Annotated in this window: 14 protein-coding genes; 5 read left to right on the forward strand and 9 right to left on the reverse strand. The window is 39.7% G+C overall.

Translation table 11 applies throughout. From position 1 onward, the window contains the following. Nucleotides 1-43 precede the first annotated feature (43 nt). Complete coding sequence (menA, locus tag I8751_RS04095; protein ID WP_214437882.1) at nt 44-940, reverse strand: 2-carboxy-1,4-naphthoquinone phytyltransferase; 897 nt, start codon at nt 938-940, stop codon at nt 44-46. A gap of 297 nt (nt 941-1,237) precedes the next feature. Here menA and I8751_RS04100 point away from each other — a divergent pair, with 297 nt between their 5' ends. Both I8751_RS04100 and I8751_RS04105 read left to right on the forward strand, forming a co-directional pair. Beyond that, nucleotides 1,238-2,653 (forward strand): isochorismate synthase, encoded by a 1,416-nt coding sequence (locus tag I8751_RS04100; RefSeq protein ID WP_214437883.1) that lies wholly within the window; start codon nt 1,238-1,240, stop codon nt 2,651-2,653. 125 nt (nt 2,654-2,778) lie between these two features. Further along, nucleotides 2,779-3,000, forward strand: coding sequence for a hypothetical protein (locus I8751_RS04105; RefSeq protein WP_214437884.1), 222 nt, complete (start codon nt 2,779-2,781; stop codon nt 2,998-3,000). A gap of 71 nt (nt 3,001-3,071) precedes the next feature. Here I8751_RS04105 and I8751_RS04110 read toward each other — a convergent pair whose 3' ends face one another. Continuing rightward, complete coding sequence (locus tag I8751_RS04110) at nt 3,072-4,376, reverse strand: glutamate-5-semialdehyde dehydrogenase (protein ID WP_214437885.1); 1,305 nt, start codon at nt 4,374-4,376, stop codon at nt 3,072-3,074. 199 nt (nt 4,377-4,575) lie between these two features. On the opposite strand from I8751_RS04110, the gene I8751_RS04115 reads away from it, so the two are divergent. Both I8751_RS04115 and cysE read left to right on the forward strand, forming a co-directional pair. Further along, nucleotides 4,576-5,064 (forward strand): hypothetical protein, encoded by a 489-nt coding sequence (locus I8751_RS04115; RefSeq protein ID WP_214437886.1) that lies wholly within the window; start codon nt 4,576-4,578, stop codon nt 5,062-5,064. 192 nt (nt 5,065-5,256) lie between these two features. After that, nucleotides 5,257-6,021, forward strand: coding sequence for a serine O-acetyltransferase (gene cysE / locus I8751_RS04120; RefSeq protein WP_214437887.1), 765 nt, complete (start codon nt 5,257-5,259; stop codon nt 6,019-6,021). Between the two features lie 55 nt (nt 6,022-6,076). On the opposite strand, the gene I8751_RS29455 is transcribed toward cysE, so the two are convergent. From I8751_RS29455 to I8751_RS04150, 7 genes are all read right to left on the reverse strand, one after another. Further along, on the reverse strand, nt 6,077-6,241 hold the full coding sequence (locus I8751_RS29455) for a hypothetical protein (RefSeq protein ID WP_225893949.1): 165 nt from the start codon (nt 6,239-6,241) through the stop codon (nt 6,077-6,079). Then, the gene (locus I8751_RS04125; RefSeq protein WP_225893950.1) at nt 6,213-6,491 is read right to left on the reverse strand and encodes a type II toxin-antitoxin system VapC family toxin; all 279 of its coding nucleotides are present in this window, start codon (nt 6,489-6,491) and stop codon (nt 6,213-6,215) included. The genes I8751_RS29455 and I8751_RS04125 overlap by 29 nt, the downstream gene beginning before the upstream one ends. Continuing rightward, nucleotides 6,488-6,730, reverse strand: a complete 243-nt coding sequence (locus I8751_RS04130) for an antitoxin family protein (RefSeq protein WP_214437888.1) — start codon at nt 6,728-6,730, stop codon at nt 6,488-6,490. The genes I8751_RS04125 and I8751_RS04130 overlap by 4 nt, the downstream gene beginning before the upstream one ends. 248 nt (nt 6,731-6,978) lie before the next feature. Beyond that, nucleotides 6,979-7,563, reverse strand: a complete 585-nt coding sequence (locus I8751_RS04135; RefSeq protein WP_214437889.1) for an Npun_F5749 family FMN-dependent PPOX-type flavoprotein — start codon at nt 7,561-7,563, stop codon at nt 6,979-6,981. A 58-nt stretch (nt 7,564-7,621) separates the two neighbouring features. Continuing rightward, on the reverse strand, nt 7,622-9,088 hold the full coding sequence (locus tag I8751_RS04140) for a S8 family peptidase (RefSeq protein ID WP_214437890.1): 1,467 nt from the start codon (nt 9,086-9,088) through the stop codon (nt 7,622-7,624). A 425-nt stretch (nt 9,089-9,513) separates the two neighbouring features. Further along, complete coding sequence (locus I8751_RS04145; protein ID WP_214437891.1) at nt 9,514-12,900, reverse strand: CARDB domain-containing protein; 3,387 nt, start codon at nt 12,898-12,900, stop codon at nt 9,514-9,516. A gap of 638 nt (nt 12,901-13,538) precedes the next feature. Beyond that, nucleotides 13,539-14,426 (reverse strand): LysR family transcriptional regulator, encoded by an 888-nt coding sequence (locus tag I8751_RS04150; RefSeq protein ID WP_214437892.1) that lies wholly within the window; start codon nt 14,424-14,426, stop codon nt 13,539-13,541. A 235-nt stretch (nt 14,427-14,661) separates the two neighbouring features. Between I8751_RS04150 and I8751_RS04155 the strand changes: the two genes are divergently transcribed. Further along, nucleotides 14,662-15,438 (forward strand): class I SAM-dependent methyltransferase, encoded by a 777-nt coding sequence (locus tag I8751_RS04155; protein WP_214437893.1) that lies wholly within the window; start codon nt 14,662-14,664, stop codon nt 15,436-15,438. Nucleotides 15,439-15,480: the final 42 nt, after the last annotated feature.

Here is a 15,480-nt window from a genome sequence, read left to right on the forward strand (position 1 = left end):
ACCACTGACCACTGACAACTAACAACTGACCACTGACAACTGACTAAACCATAAATCCCAAGCCAAACAATAAGCAGCTCCAAAAATGCATTTTGACGGCGATGAACTTACAGTTACTAACTTTTTCTGGTAGGTGATGATTTTGCTGGACATGGCGGCATAACTTAACGGCATAAGGCAAACTCAGCCAACTCAACAATGTCCATTTTGGGAAAATGCCGAATAACACAAACAGCAAGGTGAAGGGATAAATACTGCCAGTGAACCAATATAAAAGTTGAGCAGCTTTTGCTGTACCTAACCGAACAACAGGCGATCGCTTACCTGCGGCTATGTCATCCTTAACTTGATGAAAGTGAGAGCAAAATAAAATTAAAGTTGTGGGAATGCCTACAATTACCGAAGCTGCTAAACTCGTCATTGACCAAGCTTGGGTTTGGCTGTAATATGCTGCCGTTACTGCTAAAGGCCCAAAAGCAAAAAAGCAAATAATCTCCCCTAAACCCTGGTATCCTAAGCGAAAGGGCGGCCCTTGATAAATGTAGCCTAAACCACAACACAGTAGAATTATCCCGATGACAGTGGGGTCTTTTTGCCAAGTAGCGATCGCTATTATTCCCAATAAACCAGAAACTAAACTTAAATTTCCTAACCAGAATATTAATCGCTTATTGCCAGTTAAATTCACCAAAGAATGGTGTTTATTTTGATCGATTCCTGTTTCAGAATCGAAAACATCATTACTGATGTTTTCCCACGCAAGTATTAAAATTGCCGCAGCTACAAAACTAGAAAATACTACTAAATTAAAAACTCTGGTTTCTGCAAAAGCAACCGCTGTTCCTACCCAAATGGGCATAATCGCAACGCTGTACATTGGCGGTTTAATTGCCGCCATCCATAACTTAGTTTTAGGATGTGAAACCTGCTTTGTAGTCATCAGTCGTGATTAATTAATTACCAGCAATTTACTTAATATGTGAAATTTTACAATTTTCAGAGACACTAGATGTTGTTTAGGTACAAAATCTTATAGTTTTTGCTGTGACTGGTTAAACTTCCTTTGATAACATGCAACCCAAAATTGGGCTTGGCTTGGCAGCGTCTGAGAACACCACAAACAAGGCAAACCATACTCTGGTGAAATGGCAACTTAATATGTTACCTGTAGAAATACGACCACGTTTAATTACACTTTAGGAAGATAACTTAAAAAAAGTTTACTATTGCTAGATCCATGACAGTTTCACCATGTCGCAACAACTTCTTTGCCAAACACAAAGATTTATATCAATTTCTGTTATCCGTTCAGAAAAATTGTCTCAACAGTGATTGCAAGCAAATTGTCAGTATTTCGTTGAATATTGACTGGGTAGCTCCTTTAGTTGTATTAGATCAACTTACGCAAGCAAATGAAATAAATTTTTACTTTGAGAATAAAGGCAAAGAAGAAGCGATCGCGGCCATTGATGCAGTAGCAAAATTGCAAGTTGATGGACAAGAACGTTTTATTCAAGCTGAAGATTTTATCAAATCTTGTCTAAAAAATATAATTAATTTTGGTAATACTAATCAACCCTTTGCTGGTTCTCACTTTTTTTGTTATTTTAGTTTTTTTGATCAAAACTCCCAAGTAAATTATCCATTTCCATCGGCTACTATTTTTTTGCCCCGTTGGCAAATAGCTGTCAAGAATCAGCACTGTGTATTAGTAAATAATATAATTGTCAATGCTAGAGTAGATGTGCAAAAAATCATTCAAAATTTGCAGAACAAACTCAAATTTTTAGATTCTTTAGAATATTATTCGCCAAAGCTTGATTATTTTCCAACAAAATTTCGTAAAAAACCTGTCACTAATTCTGCTCAATTTAAACGCTCTGTTATATCTGCTCTAGAAAAAATTAAGTCTAGTCATTTAAGTAAGATTGTGCTGGCTGATGCATTAGATGTCAAATCAAATAATCATTTTAACTTATTTAAATCTTTAAATAATCTCCGGCAAATACATCCTAACTGTTATGTTTTTTCTACCAGCAACGGTAAGGGACAAAACTTTATTGGAGCTAGTCCAGAAAGATTAATTAGTATTCATAGCCAACAGTTAATTACTGATGCTTTGGCGGGTTCTGCACCCAGAGGTAAAACTCCGGCCGAAGATGCCGCTAATGCTAATCGTCTACTTAATAGTGAAAAAGAAAGACATGAACATTTGCTGGTGATTGATTTTATTACGCAACGCTTATCACAGTTAGGCTTGTTACCTCAATTACTAGCACCACGCCTGCGACAATTATCTAATATTCAACATTTATGGACACCAATTAGCGCCATAGTGCCTGCTAACGTACATCCATTAAAAATTGTCTCCCAACTGCATCCTACACCAGCCGTTGCCGGTGCGGCTAGAGATGTAGCCTGTGCGGAAATTCGTCGTTACGAAAGCTTTGAGAGGGGTTTATATGCTGCACCTTTGGGTTGGATAGATTCTGAAGGGAATTGTGAATTTATAGTTGGTATTCGTTCAGCATTGATAGATGGCGATCGCGCTAGATTGTATGCTGGTGCTGGGATAGTTGCTGGCTCCGATCCTGAAAAAGAGTTTGCAGAGGTACAACTTAAGCTTCAGGCGTTACTCAAAGCGTTAGTATGAAGCTGTCAATTAAGTTTAGGTAGTAGAAAGTAATCTCATAGATTTCTCACTTATGGCAGTTGTTATTTATTGCTGCTAATGCCAAAGTTAGGTGTTAGCACAATAAAAAATAAATTTTATATATTATGTTTTCACCTTGGCAACTTCCAGTCCCATTGGGAGAACATACAACAATTCGTGTCACAGTCTACTTTTTTTGGGATAGCCAGTGGGTTCCAATAAAGTTTTGTACCTTAGATAAAGCAGTTCAACTTTCCTATAAAGCATTATCTTTAGGTAAGGAAATTTTTTTATTTCCTGTTGACTTAGATCCCAACGATTTCTATAGCAGTCGTGAGGTAGCTTAGTAACCGGTGAGGAATCAGGAGTTTTCTAAACTCCTGGTTTCTAATTTTTTCAGTTAAAAATTTGAGATTTTTTATACAAAATCCTGATGAGTAAATGCCTTCGCATTAGCTCCAGCATAAGTTGCCACAATATGACCATCACCTGTCATTTGATACTTGTATGTCACCAATCCTTCTAAACCGACGGGCCCACGAGGAGGCATTTGTTGGGTACTAATCCCTACTTCTGCACCAAAACCGTAGCGGAAACCATCAGCGAAGCGAGTAGAACAGTTGTGGAAAACATTGGCTGAATTGACAGTCCCAAAGAAAGTTTCTACAGCCGCAGTATCTTCTGTGACGATCGCATCGGTATGACGAGAACCATAATCATTGATATGAGCGATCGCATCTTCTATAGAATCTACGATTTTAATCGACAAAATATAATCGCTGTATTCTGTCTCCCAGTCTATTGCTGTAGCAGCCACAATATTAGGCAAAATCGCCAAGGTGCGGGTATCACCTCTTAATTCTACATGGCATTCTTGCAAAGCCTGGGCTACTTTTGGTAAAAATTCGGCAGCAATCGACTCATGAACTAGCAAAGTTTCAATCGCATTACAAACAGCAGGATATTGTGCTTTAGCATCTACTGTAATTTTTACAGCTTTCGTCATATCAGCTGTTTTATCTATATAAAGATGACAAATTCCATCGGCATGACCGAGTACTGGAATCCGAGTATTTTCTTGGACAAATCTGACAAAAGAGTTAGAACCTCTAGGAATAATTAAGTCTACATATTTATCTAAATTTAAAAGTTCTCTAGTTTCTTCTCTAGTTGTTAGTAACTGTACGGCATCAGGGTTAACAGTAGTTTGAGATAGTCCTTGTTTTATTGCTTTGACTATTGCTTCACAAGAACGAACAGCTTCTTTTCCGCATTTAAGAATTACCCCATTACCCGACTTAATCGCTAAAGAAACAATTTGAATTGCTGCTTCTGGACGTGCTTCAAAAATAATCCCTAAAACACCCAAAGGACAAGTAATCCGCTTCAATATTAAGCCTGTATCAAGTTCGCGGTGAATCTGAACTTTACCTACAGGATCAGCTAATTTGCCTACATCGCGCACCCCTGCGATCGCATCTCTTAATTTATGTTCATCCAATTGCAAACGTTTATAAAGTGGCTTCGGAATTACTTCCGCAGCAGCTTGACAATCGGCAATGTTTGCTGTTAATATTTCATTTTTTGCCAATTCTAAAGCTTGAGCGATCGCTTCAATAGCTTGATTTTTAGCATCAGTAGAGGAAATTGCCAGCTTACTTGCAGCTTGGCGGGTTTTTTGGGCGATCGCAATTAAAGGAGAAGCAACTTGAAAAGTAGTCATGTTACAAAACAATTTTTAAGGATGGCAAAATATTTACCTTTTTTTCATCCTATCAACCTTAGTTAATCATTGAGCATTAAGGAGCTAGCTTAGTTGTGGCACATTAGAATGTGCCACATAAAGCGAGGATATCTCTGGAATTTTGTGGCTAGAATATGTATATATCATTACTACTATAAAAGCCTGTTAGAAGCCTAATATGAAATATTGTCGCCCCCGACTTAATTTTCGAGGTGGTTGGCTATTAGCTGTACTGGCCATTATAACTACTACACCTGTAGTAGCAGAAACACCAAACTTTAGTACTTTTAGTCTTGCACCAGACTTTGAGCAAACCAAGGGAAAAGTTACAGGTTACACAGGCGGTTCTTTTTCATTGTCTGCCTTAAGTAACCGCGATCGCAATCAGAAAGCCTGTATTGGCTTTGCCGATCCCAAACCGGATCACATTATGATTTTAGAAAAGGACTTTTCTCATCTAAAAATCTTAGTCAATAGTCGCGGCTCCGATACCACTTTACTCATTAAAGGGCCAGACAATAGCATAATTCGCTGTGGTGATGACACTGGTAAGAGTAAAGATGCCAGCATTGATGACCTCGACTGGAAAAAAGGAACCTATCGGATTTGGGTTGGTACATTTCATGCTGATGTCAAGCGTAACTATACTATAACCGTCAAGCAGTAAGCAGGGGAGCAGAGGAAAGATCGTTAAGCAGATTTAATAGTTTCAAACTCCCCCTTTCACCCTGCACCCTGCCCCTCTGCCTCTTCTTCCCTATGCCCTATGCTCGATTTCCCAATGCCTATTTTTATAGATCACACCTGGGACGATAATATGGGAGAGTAAGCTTGTTTTGCTTTCCGAGGGTACTATCTCGTGCTATCTACACTAAGTGCTGACTTTCGTATCATATTTGAGCGTGACCCAGCTGCCCGTAACTGGTTGGAGGTCTTGTTTTGTTACCCCGGTTTGCAAGCCCTGCTATTTCATCGGCTGGCTCACTGGCTGCATCATATTGGTATTCCTTTTATTCCCCGCCTGATTTCTCACATCGCTCGGTTTTTGACCGGAATTGAAGTCCACCCAGGTGCAACAATTGGACAAGGTGTGTTTATCGACCACGGCATGGGTGTGGTTATTGGTGAAACTGCGATCGTGGGCGACTATACTTTAATTTATCAAGGTGTCACCCTGGGGGGAACGGGCAAACAATGCGGTAAACGCCATCCTACTGTGGGTGAAAATGTTGTAGTCGGAGCTGGAGCGAAAGTACTAGGCAATATCCAAATTGGCAATAATGTCCGCATTGGCGCTGGGTCAGTCGTTCTGAGGGACGTACCTTCTGACTGTACTGTAGTCGGTGTACCCGGTCGTATTGTCTATCGCTCTGGTGTGCGGATTGCTCCTCTAGAACACAGCAACTTACCAGATTCAGAAGCTGAAGTCATTCGCGCGTTGGTTGACCGCATTGAGTCGCTAGAACAACAAATCCAAAATCTTCAAGGACTTCATTCTCCTGCAAAAACTCCTGTATTGTCAGGTAATTTAGCTGCTCAAAAGGATCAATTAGTACAAGAGTCTCCTGTGTGTAATCTCAGAGATAAGGCAATTCAACAGTTTCTAGATGGTGCAGGTATTTAGTGGTTTATGTCATCTATCTGATTTTATTTGAACTAGTAATTATTGCGTTCATCAGTCATGAGCGCAATAATGCCCGAAACCCAGCTTGAACAAAATGAATATCAGCAGTAACTGCATCTGTCAAACCTTGTTCCCACATCACGACAAAAGAAATACAGTCTGTTAAACCCCAAGTTTTATCAGGACGCTCGTTATAAAGCTGTAACGCACGGATAAGCAATGGTGTATCCACAGTTTACAACCTGTAAATTAGCGGTGTCATAACACTGCTGGATAAATTGTACTCCCCCTGGACGATTGACAGCACCCAAAGCATTACCAACTTCTACCAATATCGCTTCTGTTACCCAAACAGCCATTGCCGTTCGTACTCTTGGCAGAAATGCTTTAGCCTGATGATGATACTGGTCGCGTTTATTCAACAAAGCCTGGATAAATACTGTATCCAGAAATAAGCACTCATTACTCATGGATTGTTTAAATTGTCCTTAGGAGTACCGTACAAATAATGATCGTGTTCGCTAGACCAGTCCTCTGGGGCTTCAACAGTTCCTACCATTGCCTCTAGCACATCCCAAGCATCCCCGGATGGTGATGGGGATTTAAATTCTTGAATTGTAATTACATAACGTGTGTTCGGTGTCAAATCCAAGGGCGCATCTGGGCGCAAAACATTTCCATCAAATACAACCGTTACCATCTTGTCCATAAAAACCTCTGAAACATTCCTTACGGTTGATGTTGAAATATTTTCTATATTCAAGAGTGCTGACTGCAAATTTTTCCTCTGAATCAATCTCTTCCTTCCCAGTTTACGGGCATCGCTTTGAACAATTCTAAAGCAGCTTGTACCCAAACTTCCTTTGGCACCATAGTACTATATCGGCGTTTGCCTTTTTTAAGCAGTTCTTTCTACTAATCAAGAGTTAATAGTTAAAAAGTTTATTTTTGACTAAATTAAGGATTAATTTCTTGACTAGACCATTCTTGGTTTTGATCACAAGAATAAACTCGGCGGTTTTGAGGTTCACCACGTAACTCTAAATGATCTACCTGCACAGGATCGAGTAGTAGTAGACAAAAAGTTGGCAGTGGTTGGTTAGGATCTGGTGGTGGTGGCTCAAAGGCTGCTGATTCATCAACTCTCGCTTGCCCAGGATGGGGCCAAGCAAACTGTAAACGACCTGCATCACTCAGTTCTCGCCAACTATGGATCATAGCTTGCTGTAGGGTAGGGTCAGAGCTATCACTTTTTACTAAAGTTAAGCAACCAGTGATGCGGAACTGCTCTCGTGTATTGGGAAAATACCAGCAAATCTCTGCCCAAGGTTGTTGCTTTATCTGGTCAGCTTTTTCACTACGGGTATCAGTAACAAATTTTAGCTGATTCGTATTTTCCAGAAAGCCACGAAAGACTACAGTCCGATTAGCAGGGCGACCATTGGCCCGTACCGTTGCCAGTTGCAAGTAACGAGCATAAACCAGACTACGGTTGTGATGGAGGGCACGGGCGATCGCGCTTCGCCAAGGGGCAAGAGGCATGGTCAAATTCTACAGCCGTAGATGAGATTTTTCCTACTGTTTTAGCTTATCAGTCTTTTCATAAACTACCAAGAAACCTCCGATACTCATCTAGCCGTCTTTGGAGTTGATTCAGCATTTTGCCAAAATCAGTATTATTGTTGTTTTGATTATCCTGATTGTTGTCTTCACTTATACTATTGTTAATGCTTAGATTGCTATCGTAATATCGAAATTGCGAGTGAATTTCTGCATTAACCGATGCATCCTTGTTTTCTGGGGTAGAGATAGGATTAAATTTAGAACTTTCAGTACTGCGATCGCTCAGAGAACTGGTATTAAAACTAAAAGTGCTAGTTGATGAATTATTGCCTGCCATCTCTGCGATCGCCTGATTAACCAGAGAACTGGCGTTAAAGCTAGAGGTCGCCGCCTGTGTACTATTTCCTGCTGTGTCTGTGATGATCTGACGCACTTGGGCATCAGTTAGACTGCGGTTAGCACTCAGCATCAAGGCAACTACACCAGCAACATGGGGAGTTGCCATAGATGTACCGCTATACGCACCATATTGATTACCTGGTAATGAAGAATAAACCTTAACGCCTGGAGCTGTAACATAGGCGAGTTGATTATTGCCAGCGCGGTTAGAGAAATCAGCAATTTTATTATTTTTATCTACTGCACCAACAGCAATTCCTGACTGGTTGGCATACCTAGCAGGGTAGTCTGGTGATGAGTCAGCGTCATTGCCTGCTGCCATTACAACAGTTACTCCTTTGCTGCTAGCATATTCGACCGCTGACTTGAGGGTACGGCTGGAATAACTGCCACCTAGACTCAGGTTAATTACATTAGCGCCATTGTCTACAGCATAATAAATGCCATTAGCGATCGCACTATAAGAACCTGAACCAGATTCATTTAAAGCTTTAATCGGCATAATTTTGGAATTATAAGCAATACCAGTTACACCGTAGCCATTATTTTCCCCAGCGATCGTACCAGAAACATGAGTGCCATGACCGTTGTCATCTATAGTGTTGTTGCTGTTGTTGTCAAAATTCCAACCGTAAACATCATCAACATAGCCATTACCATCATCATCGATACCGTTGCCAGCAATTTCTTTAGTATTAGTCCAGATATTATTTTTTAAATCTTCGTGGTTGTAGTCAACCCCAGTATCTATAACCGCAACAACAACGCCTTCACCTGTATATCCATTTGCCCAAGCTTCTGGGGCATTCACTAAGTCTGCTCCCCAATTATTATCACCCAGGTTAGGAACATCGGCAAAAGTATTCTGACCAGCAGATTTAGCCACCGCCGCCCCTGCATTGATCAAACCATAGCCTGTGGTGGAGTTATAGTTTCCAGTGCTTGTAGCAGTAGCAGTAACATCATTCTGGGAGTAAAAGCTACTGCGAGCATTGAGGCTCAAGCTATGGTCATCCTGGATACGAAAAGTATCTACCAAGGAAGTAGAAATAAAATTTAGCCCGTTATGAGCAAGTAATTTGCTACTAGTATCATTAATGGGCATAGGTCTTTTATCCTCAAAAATATTAATTATTTTTTGGCAGTATTAACTGTTAAAACCTTTTTGTATAGGTTCTAAAGGGTGAATTGCTCCCATTGACAATAATTACTATGAAATCGAATAGTAAAATGCTACTTTTTTTACAAAAACTATAAGTAAAATTATGATTGTTATCAAATAAATATTTTTACTTTTTTATTAAAATTGCTTTTTTATATATATAAATCTAAGCACTAATACCAATTTAATGTGAAGCTGCACTAAATGAGTAACTCTCTATTCTTGGCGCTCTTGGCGTACTTGGCGGTTCGTTTAAGATTCTATGCATCTTCATAGAGAATTGGTATAATACACTAATACACAACAAGAAAAGCAGTCAAATATTATATTTTAATATTTGACTGCTAAATTGCCTAACAAAACATTCTTTAAGCTATTTCTCCCCCTAGATTACGCAACCAATCATGATAATCTTCAAGTAATTGTTTGTGTTTCTTAGCTTGCGGTTTAACTTTAATATCATCTGCATCAATAGCAAGATTGTTTGGACTGCTATCTGTACTTTGATAGGATTTCACGAATTGCCGCCAGAAAAATGTATCTACGAATTTGTCATGGTTTCTAGAAATTGTGATCTCGTTTTGCTGATTAGAACTTGAACTCAAATTAGGAATCGCAACTTTGCTCTCAGTTGAATTATTAGAAATTAAGCTAGATAGTATGGGATTTCTCGCATTTGTAGAACTGACACTCAAGCTTGATGTTGCTATCTTGCTACTACTGGTTGAACTAGCACTCAAACTAGAAGTGGAACTGGATGGTTTCACACCATTTCCTGATGTTGCCATGATAATCTGACGCACTTTGGCAGGCGTTAGGCCTTTCTTAGCACTAAGTATCAGTGCAACTACACCAGCAACATGAGGAGCTGCCATAGAAGTGCCTGGCATATATTCATAGTTATTACTAGGATATGTCGAGTAGATATCGTCTCCTGGAGCTGTGATGTATGTCAGTGGAGTTGTTCCAGCACGGTTGGAGAAGTCGGTTAATACTTTATTGTAAGAAATTGCTCCTACTGCAAGTCCCCACTGGTTAGCATAGCGAGCTGGATAGCGTGGTGCTAACTCACCCTCATTGCTTGCTGCGGAGACGGTAATCACTCCTTTGCTGGCAGCATACTGAATGGCTGACTTTAGTTCACTATAACTTTCAGAACTACTTAGGCTGAGATTAATTACATCAGCTCCATTGTCTACCGCATAACGAATGCCATTAGGTATGGCATTATTAATGGTCTTACCATCATCATCAAAAACTTTCACTGGCATAATTTTGGCATTATGAGCAATACCAGTGACACCAAAGCTATTTTTCACTCCTGCGATCGTTCCAGCAACGTGAGTACCATGACCATTGACTAAATCCAGGGTATTGTTGTTTTTGTTGACGAAGTTCCAACCATAGACATCATCAATGTATCCGTTGCCATCATCATCTTTGCCGTTGCTAGCAATTTCTTTACTGTTCTTCCAAATATTAGCTTTCAAGTCTGGATGGTTGCGATCAACACCGCTATCCACCACAGCAACCACAATACCTTGACCTGTATACCCCTTGGCCCATACTTCTGGTGCTTTAATCAAATCGGCTCCCCAATTTTCACCACCCAAGTTAAGAACATCAGCAAAGGTAGACTTACCAATAGCTTTAGCCACCGCTGCTGCGGCATTAATTAAGCCATAACCTGTGGTTGAGTTAAACCCGCCACCATTAATAGGAGTGAGAGTAATCGATTCTGTTATATAAACTGAGTTGTTAGTTTCATTGCCTTCGGTAACATCTCCATAAGCATCAGCTTTCAGCAACAGATAGTACTTACCTGAAGCAATTGTCTTGTCAATAGTCCAAGTTGTAGACTGTGAAATTACAGCAGAGGCTGCAACTGCAACGCTATTTTCAGAGTCATAACCTATTGAAATATCATCATTACCGAAGGTTTGATCACGAGAAAGATAAAAATATGTGTCGCTAGCACCAGCATTCGCATTGCCTTGGTTTTTAAGCTGATAGCTAATTTTAATTGTGGTACCAATAGCAGCCTTAGTGGGAGCAGAAGCATCTGGTATTACTAAGTCTGGTGCTGTAATCGTAATTGCTTTGGCAAGGATGTTGTTATTTTCATTGCTTTCGCTCACCAAATTAGAACCATCGGCTTTATACAGCAGATAGTAACTACCCCCGGCAATTTTACTGTAAAAGTAAAAGGATGTAGATTCTGAACTTACACCGGAGACTGCAAGGCTACTAACGTAGTCAGAACCTAAGTAGACATCATCATTACTAACGTTTTTATCTTTGGAAATATAAAAATATGTAGAACTATAATCCGCATTGCTATTACCTTGGTTTTTGACCTGATAGCTAAGTTGGATTGTAGTACCGATGCCTACCTTTGTGGGAGCAGAAGCATTTTGTATAACTAAGTCTGGTTTACCAGTTGCTGTAATAGTAATAGCTCTGGCAATAACGTTATTGCCTTCACTGCTTTCAGCTACATCCTTATAGCCATCAGCTTGGTACAGCAGGTAATAGCTGCCTGCGGCAATACTACTGCCAATGTTGAGTGAGGCTGTCTCTGCACGAGAAACACCCGCAGCAATACTATTGATATAGTCAGAGCCTAAGTATATATCAGTGCTGCTGAGAACATTATCCTTTGACAAATAGAAATATGTAGAGCTAGAACCAGCACTGCCACTGCCTTGGTTTTTGATCTGATAGCTCAGTTGGATAGTACTACCCACAGATGCCGAACTTGGAGCCACAGCATTTTGTACTATCAAATCTGCTTTTTTAATAGTGATGGCTCTGGCAACAACGTTATTGCCTTCACTACTTTCAGCTACGTTGTTATAGCCATCAGCTTGGTACAGCAGGTAATAGCTGCCTGCGGCAATGCTACTGCCAATGTTGAGTGAGGCTGTCTCTGCGCGAGAAACACCCGCAGCAATACCATTGATATAGTCAGAGCCTACGTACACATCATTGCTGCTGAGGGTTTTATCCTTTGACAGATAAAAATATGTTGAGCTAGAACCAGCACTGCCAGCACCTTGATTTTTGATCTGATAGCTTAGTTGGATAGTACTACCTACGGATGCCGAAGTAGGAGCCACAGCATTTTGTACTATCAAGTCTGGTTTAGTAATCTTAATAGTTCCAGCAACAGCGTTGTTGTTTTCATTGCTTTCGGCAACATAGCTATAGCCATCGGTTTGATATACCAGATAATAAGTACCTGTGGCGATGCTACTGCTGATGGTGAGTGTGATTGACTCCGGGCTGTAGTAACCTGATGGAATGCTACCGACGTAATCAGAGCCTAATAAGGGATCGTCGCTTCCTAGAGTAAGATCCTTAGATAAATAAAATTTAGTGAAGCTATAACCAGCATTGCCATAGCCTTGGTTCTCAATCTCATAGCTGACTTGAATCGTACCTCCAGCAACCCCAGAACTGGGGTTTGAGGTATTGCGTACTATCAAATCTGGTTGGAGTGCTTGAGTCGTAATATTGTTGCTTAAATTACTTTGGGAAATAGATTTACTTGTATCCGTATTTTCTGTTTTCGCATATATTTTTTCAAGATTAGAACTACTACGATTGATTGATGTGGATGTATTACCGCTACTCAGACTCAAGCTAGAGTCATTTTCGTAATCAATAACAAGTCCAGAATTTTTACTTAGATTTAAAGTAATATTTTTTTCATCTATTTTAGAAGCAATGTTTCGATTATTGGAATAAAGCATGGGTATTTCCTACTTTATATATTCAAGTAAATTCACATGCAAATAAATACTAAAACCTTCATTTTTAAAGGTTTTAATTTGAAAATTTTATAGTCGGCAAGATCGGTTTTATTAGTCGATTGCTCTATAAGATCATGTAAATTGGTAGTAATATTACCATGTCAAACAAAGTATGAAATATACTTTTTTAAATTTTAATTATTTAGATACAAATTTGTGGAATTTGACTATCTTATTATCAGGATCACAAATTTATATTGATAGTACCCTTGGGGGTACTATCGACCTACTGCATGGAAACTGGCTTTTTATCGAAAGTCTTGAAAATCTTCTCCAGTACAAGTCTGATACCAATTCGTAATTAAATAGTATTTTCTTAAATCATGTATGAAATTGAAATTAACTACGATGAAGCGTGATTTTGCCAGTGAGAATTTGAATTGTTTTGAGATCTAATCGGTGAAGTCGTTTATGTTTAAACTGCTGAGATGCTCAGTATATACGTACTCTGTCAAGTTTTAACCCCTTTTTTGTAATTATTTGTTAAAAACCTAGGCTAAAGCTAAGTTAGCGATCGCTCTTTGACAAAACTTTGTGGTTTAATGAATTTCTCGTACTTCTAGATCACCATCATTTGATTACCACTGTTTAGAAGCTTGTCTAATTATCTCTAAAAATCCTTGCACCGTTGCAGATTTTTCGTTACTACGCCAAATCATCGCCAGTGGAACTTTTGGGCTGGCTTGTTGGATATTTTTATAAACTACGCCAATTCTTTGCATGTTTTGTAAAGATGTCGGTATGATCGCAACACCCATCTCAGCAGCCACTAGGCTAATAATTGTTTGCATCTGGATGGCTTCTTGAGTTACAGTAGGATTAAAGCCTGCTTGTTGGCAGAGGCTAATGATTAAGTCGTAAAGCCCAGGTGCTAATATTCTGGGAAACAAAATGAAGGGTTCCTTAATAAGCTGTTGCAAACAAATATCAGATTGATTCGCTAGCAAATGTCCTTCAGGTAGGGCTACCATTAACGACTCTTGAAAAATGGTTTCCCAGCTAAATGTATTTTCTTCCACAGGTAAACGCAGAAATCCGACATCTATGCGACCTGTCCGTAACCACTCTAATTGTTGATCTGTAGTCAGTTCATGCAACTCTAGCCTTACACTGGGGACGCAAGTCCGAAAGGTTCGCAAAACTATTGGCAAAATATTATACGCCGCAGAACTCACAAAGCCGACCACTAACTGTCCGAGTTCACCGCGGCTAGTTTGTTGCCCAACTTGGATTGCTTGCTGTAACTGCTTGAGAATTTGCTGCACTTCGCCTAGAAAAACTAGCCCTGCTTCTGTTAATTGCACACTACGTTTTGTGCGGTGAAACAGTTCAAAGCCTAACTCTGCCTCTAATTGGCGGATTTGTTGACTTAGCGGAGGTTGAGCAATATGCAATCGTTCCGCCGCCCGTCCAAAGTGCAATTCTTCTGCCAAGGTGACAAAGTAACGCAAGTGTCGTAGTTCCATCTATTTTTTAACTCATATCTTTTAAAGATTAATCAAGGTGGAAATATATATTGGACATAACTAAAAATATTTTTTATTGTAATTACTAAGTGGTCATCATCTAACAAACCTATACCTAAATTTTTTAATTACGAATTACGTTAGCGCAGCGTTAGCGACGCAGGAGCGTCATTACGAATTACAAATTGGTATTAGTTGAAGACTAGCAAACCAATACTTTGTACTTTCACAACTTATGAATAATCTTTCATTACTCCCAAATAATTGGGATACAGATCTTTATGAGAATAAACACGCTTTTGTTTGGGAATATGGCCAAGATTTACTAAAATTACTCGACCCCAAACCTGGAGAAACCATTTTGGATCTCGGCTGTGGAACTGGACAACTGACAGCAAAAATTGCCCAGGTAGGATCTGAGGTTACGGGAATTGATCATGCGCCCTCAATGATCGAAAAGGCAAGACAAAACTATCCCCATCTATCTTTTGATATTGGTGATGCGAGTAATTTTAGAATAAATCAGCCAGTGGATGCTGTATTTTCTAATGCTGTCCTGCATTGGATTAAAGAAGCAGACGAGGCGATCGCCTCTATCTATCAGGCGTTAAAACCTGGAGGGCGTTTTGTTGCCGAATTTGGTGGTAAAGGAAATATTCAGGCGATCGCTCAAGCTTTGGACAGTGCTTTAGAGGCGAAAAATATTTCTGCACAAGCATTGAATCCTTGGTATTTTCCTAGTATTGGTGAGTATGCCACTTTACTAGAGCAGCAAGGTTTTGATGTTACTTATGCTGCCTTGTATGATCGTCCCACTCTTTTATCAGAGGGAGAAGCAGGTATGACGAATTGGATTAAAATGTTTGCCGATGCTTTCTTTATAGCGCTGTCTACTGACCAACAAATACAAATAATTCGTACTGTAGAGGAGCATCTTAAGCCAATACTTTATCAACAAGGTAATTGGACAGCAGACTATCGAAGAATTTGTATTGTTGCGATCAAACTTTAGCTAAAACAACAAAATTCCCACGTACCACCCCATAGTGAAGGC

Source organism: Atlanticothrix silvestris CENA357 (assembly GCF_016056295.1).
GTDB classification, from domain to species: Bacteria; Cyanobacteriota; Cyanobacteriia; order Cyanobacteriales; family Nostocaceae; genus Atlanticothrix; species Atlanticothrix silvestris.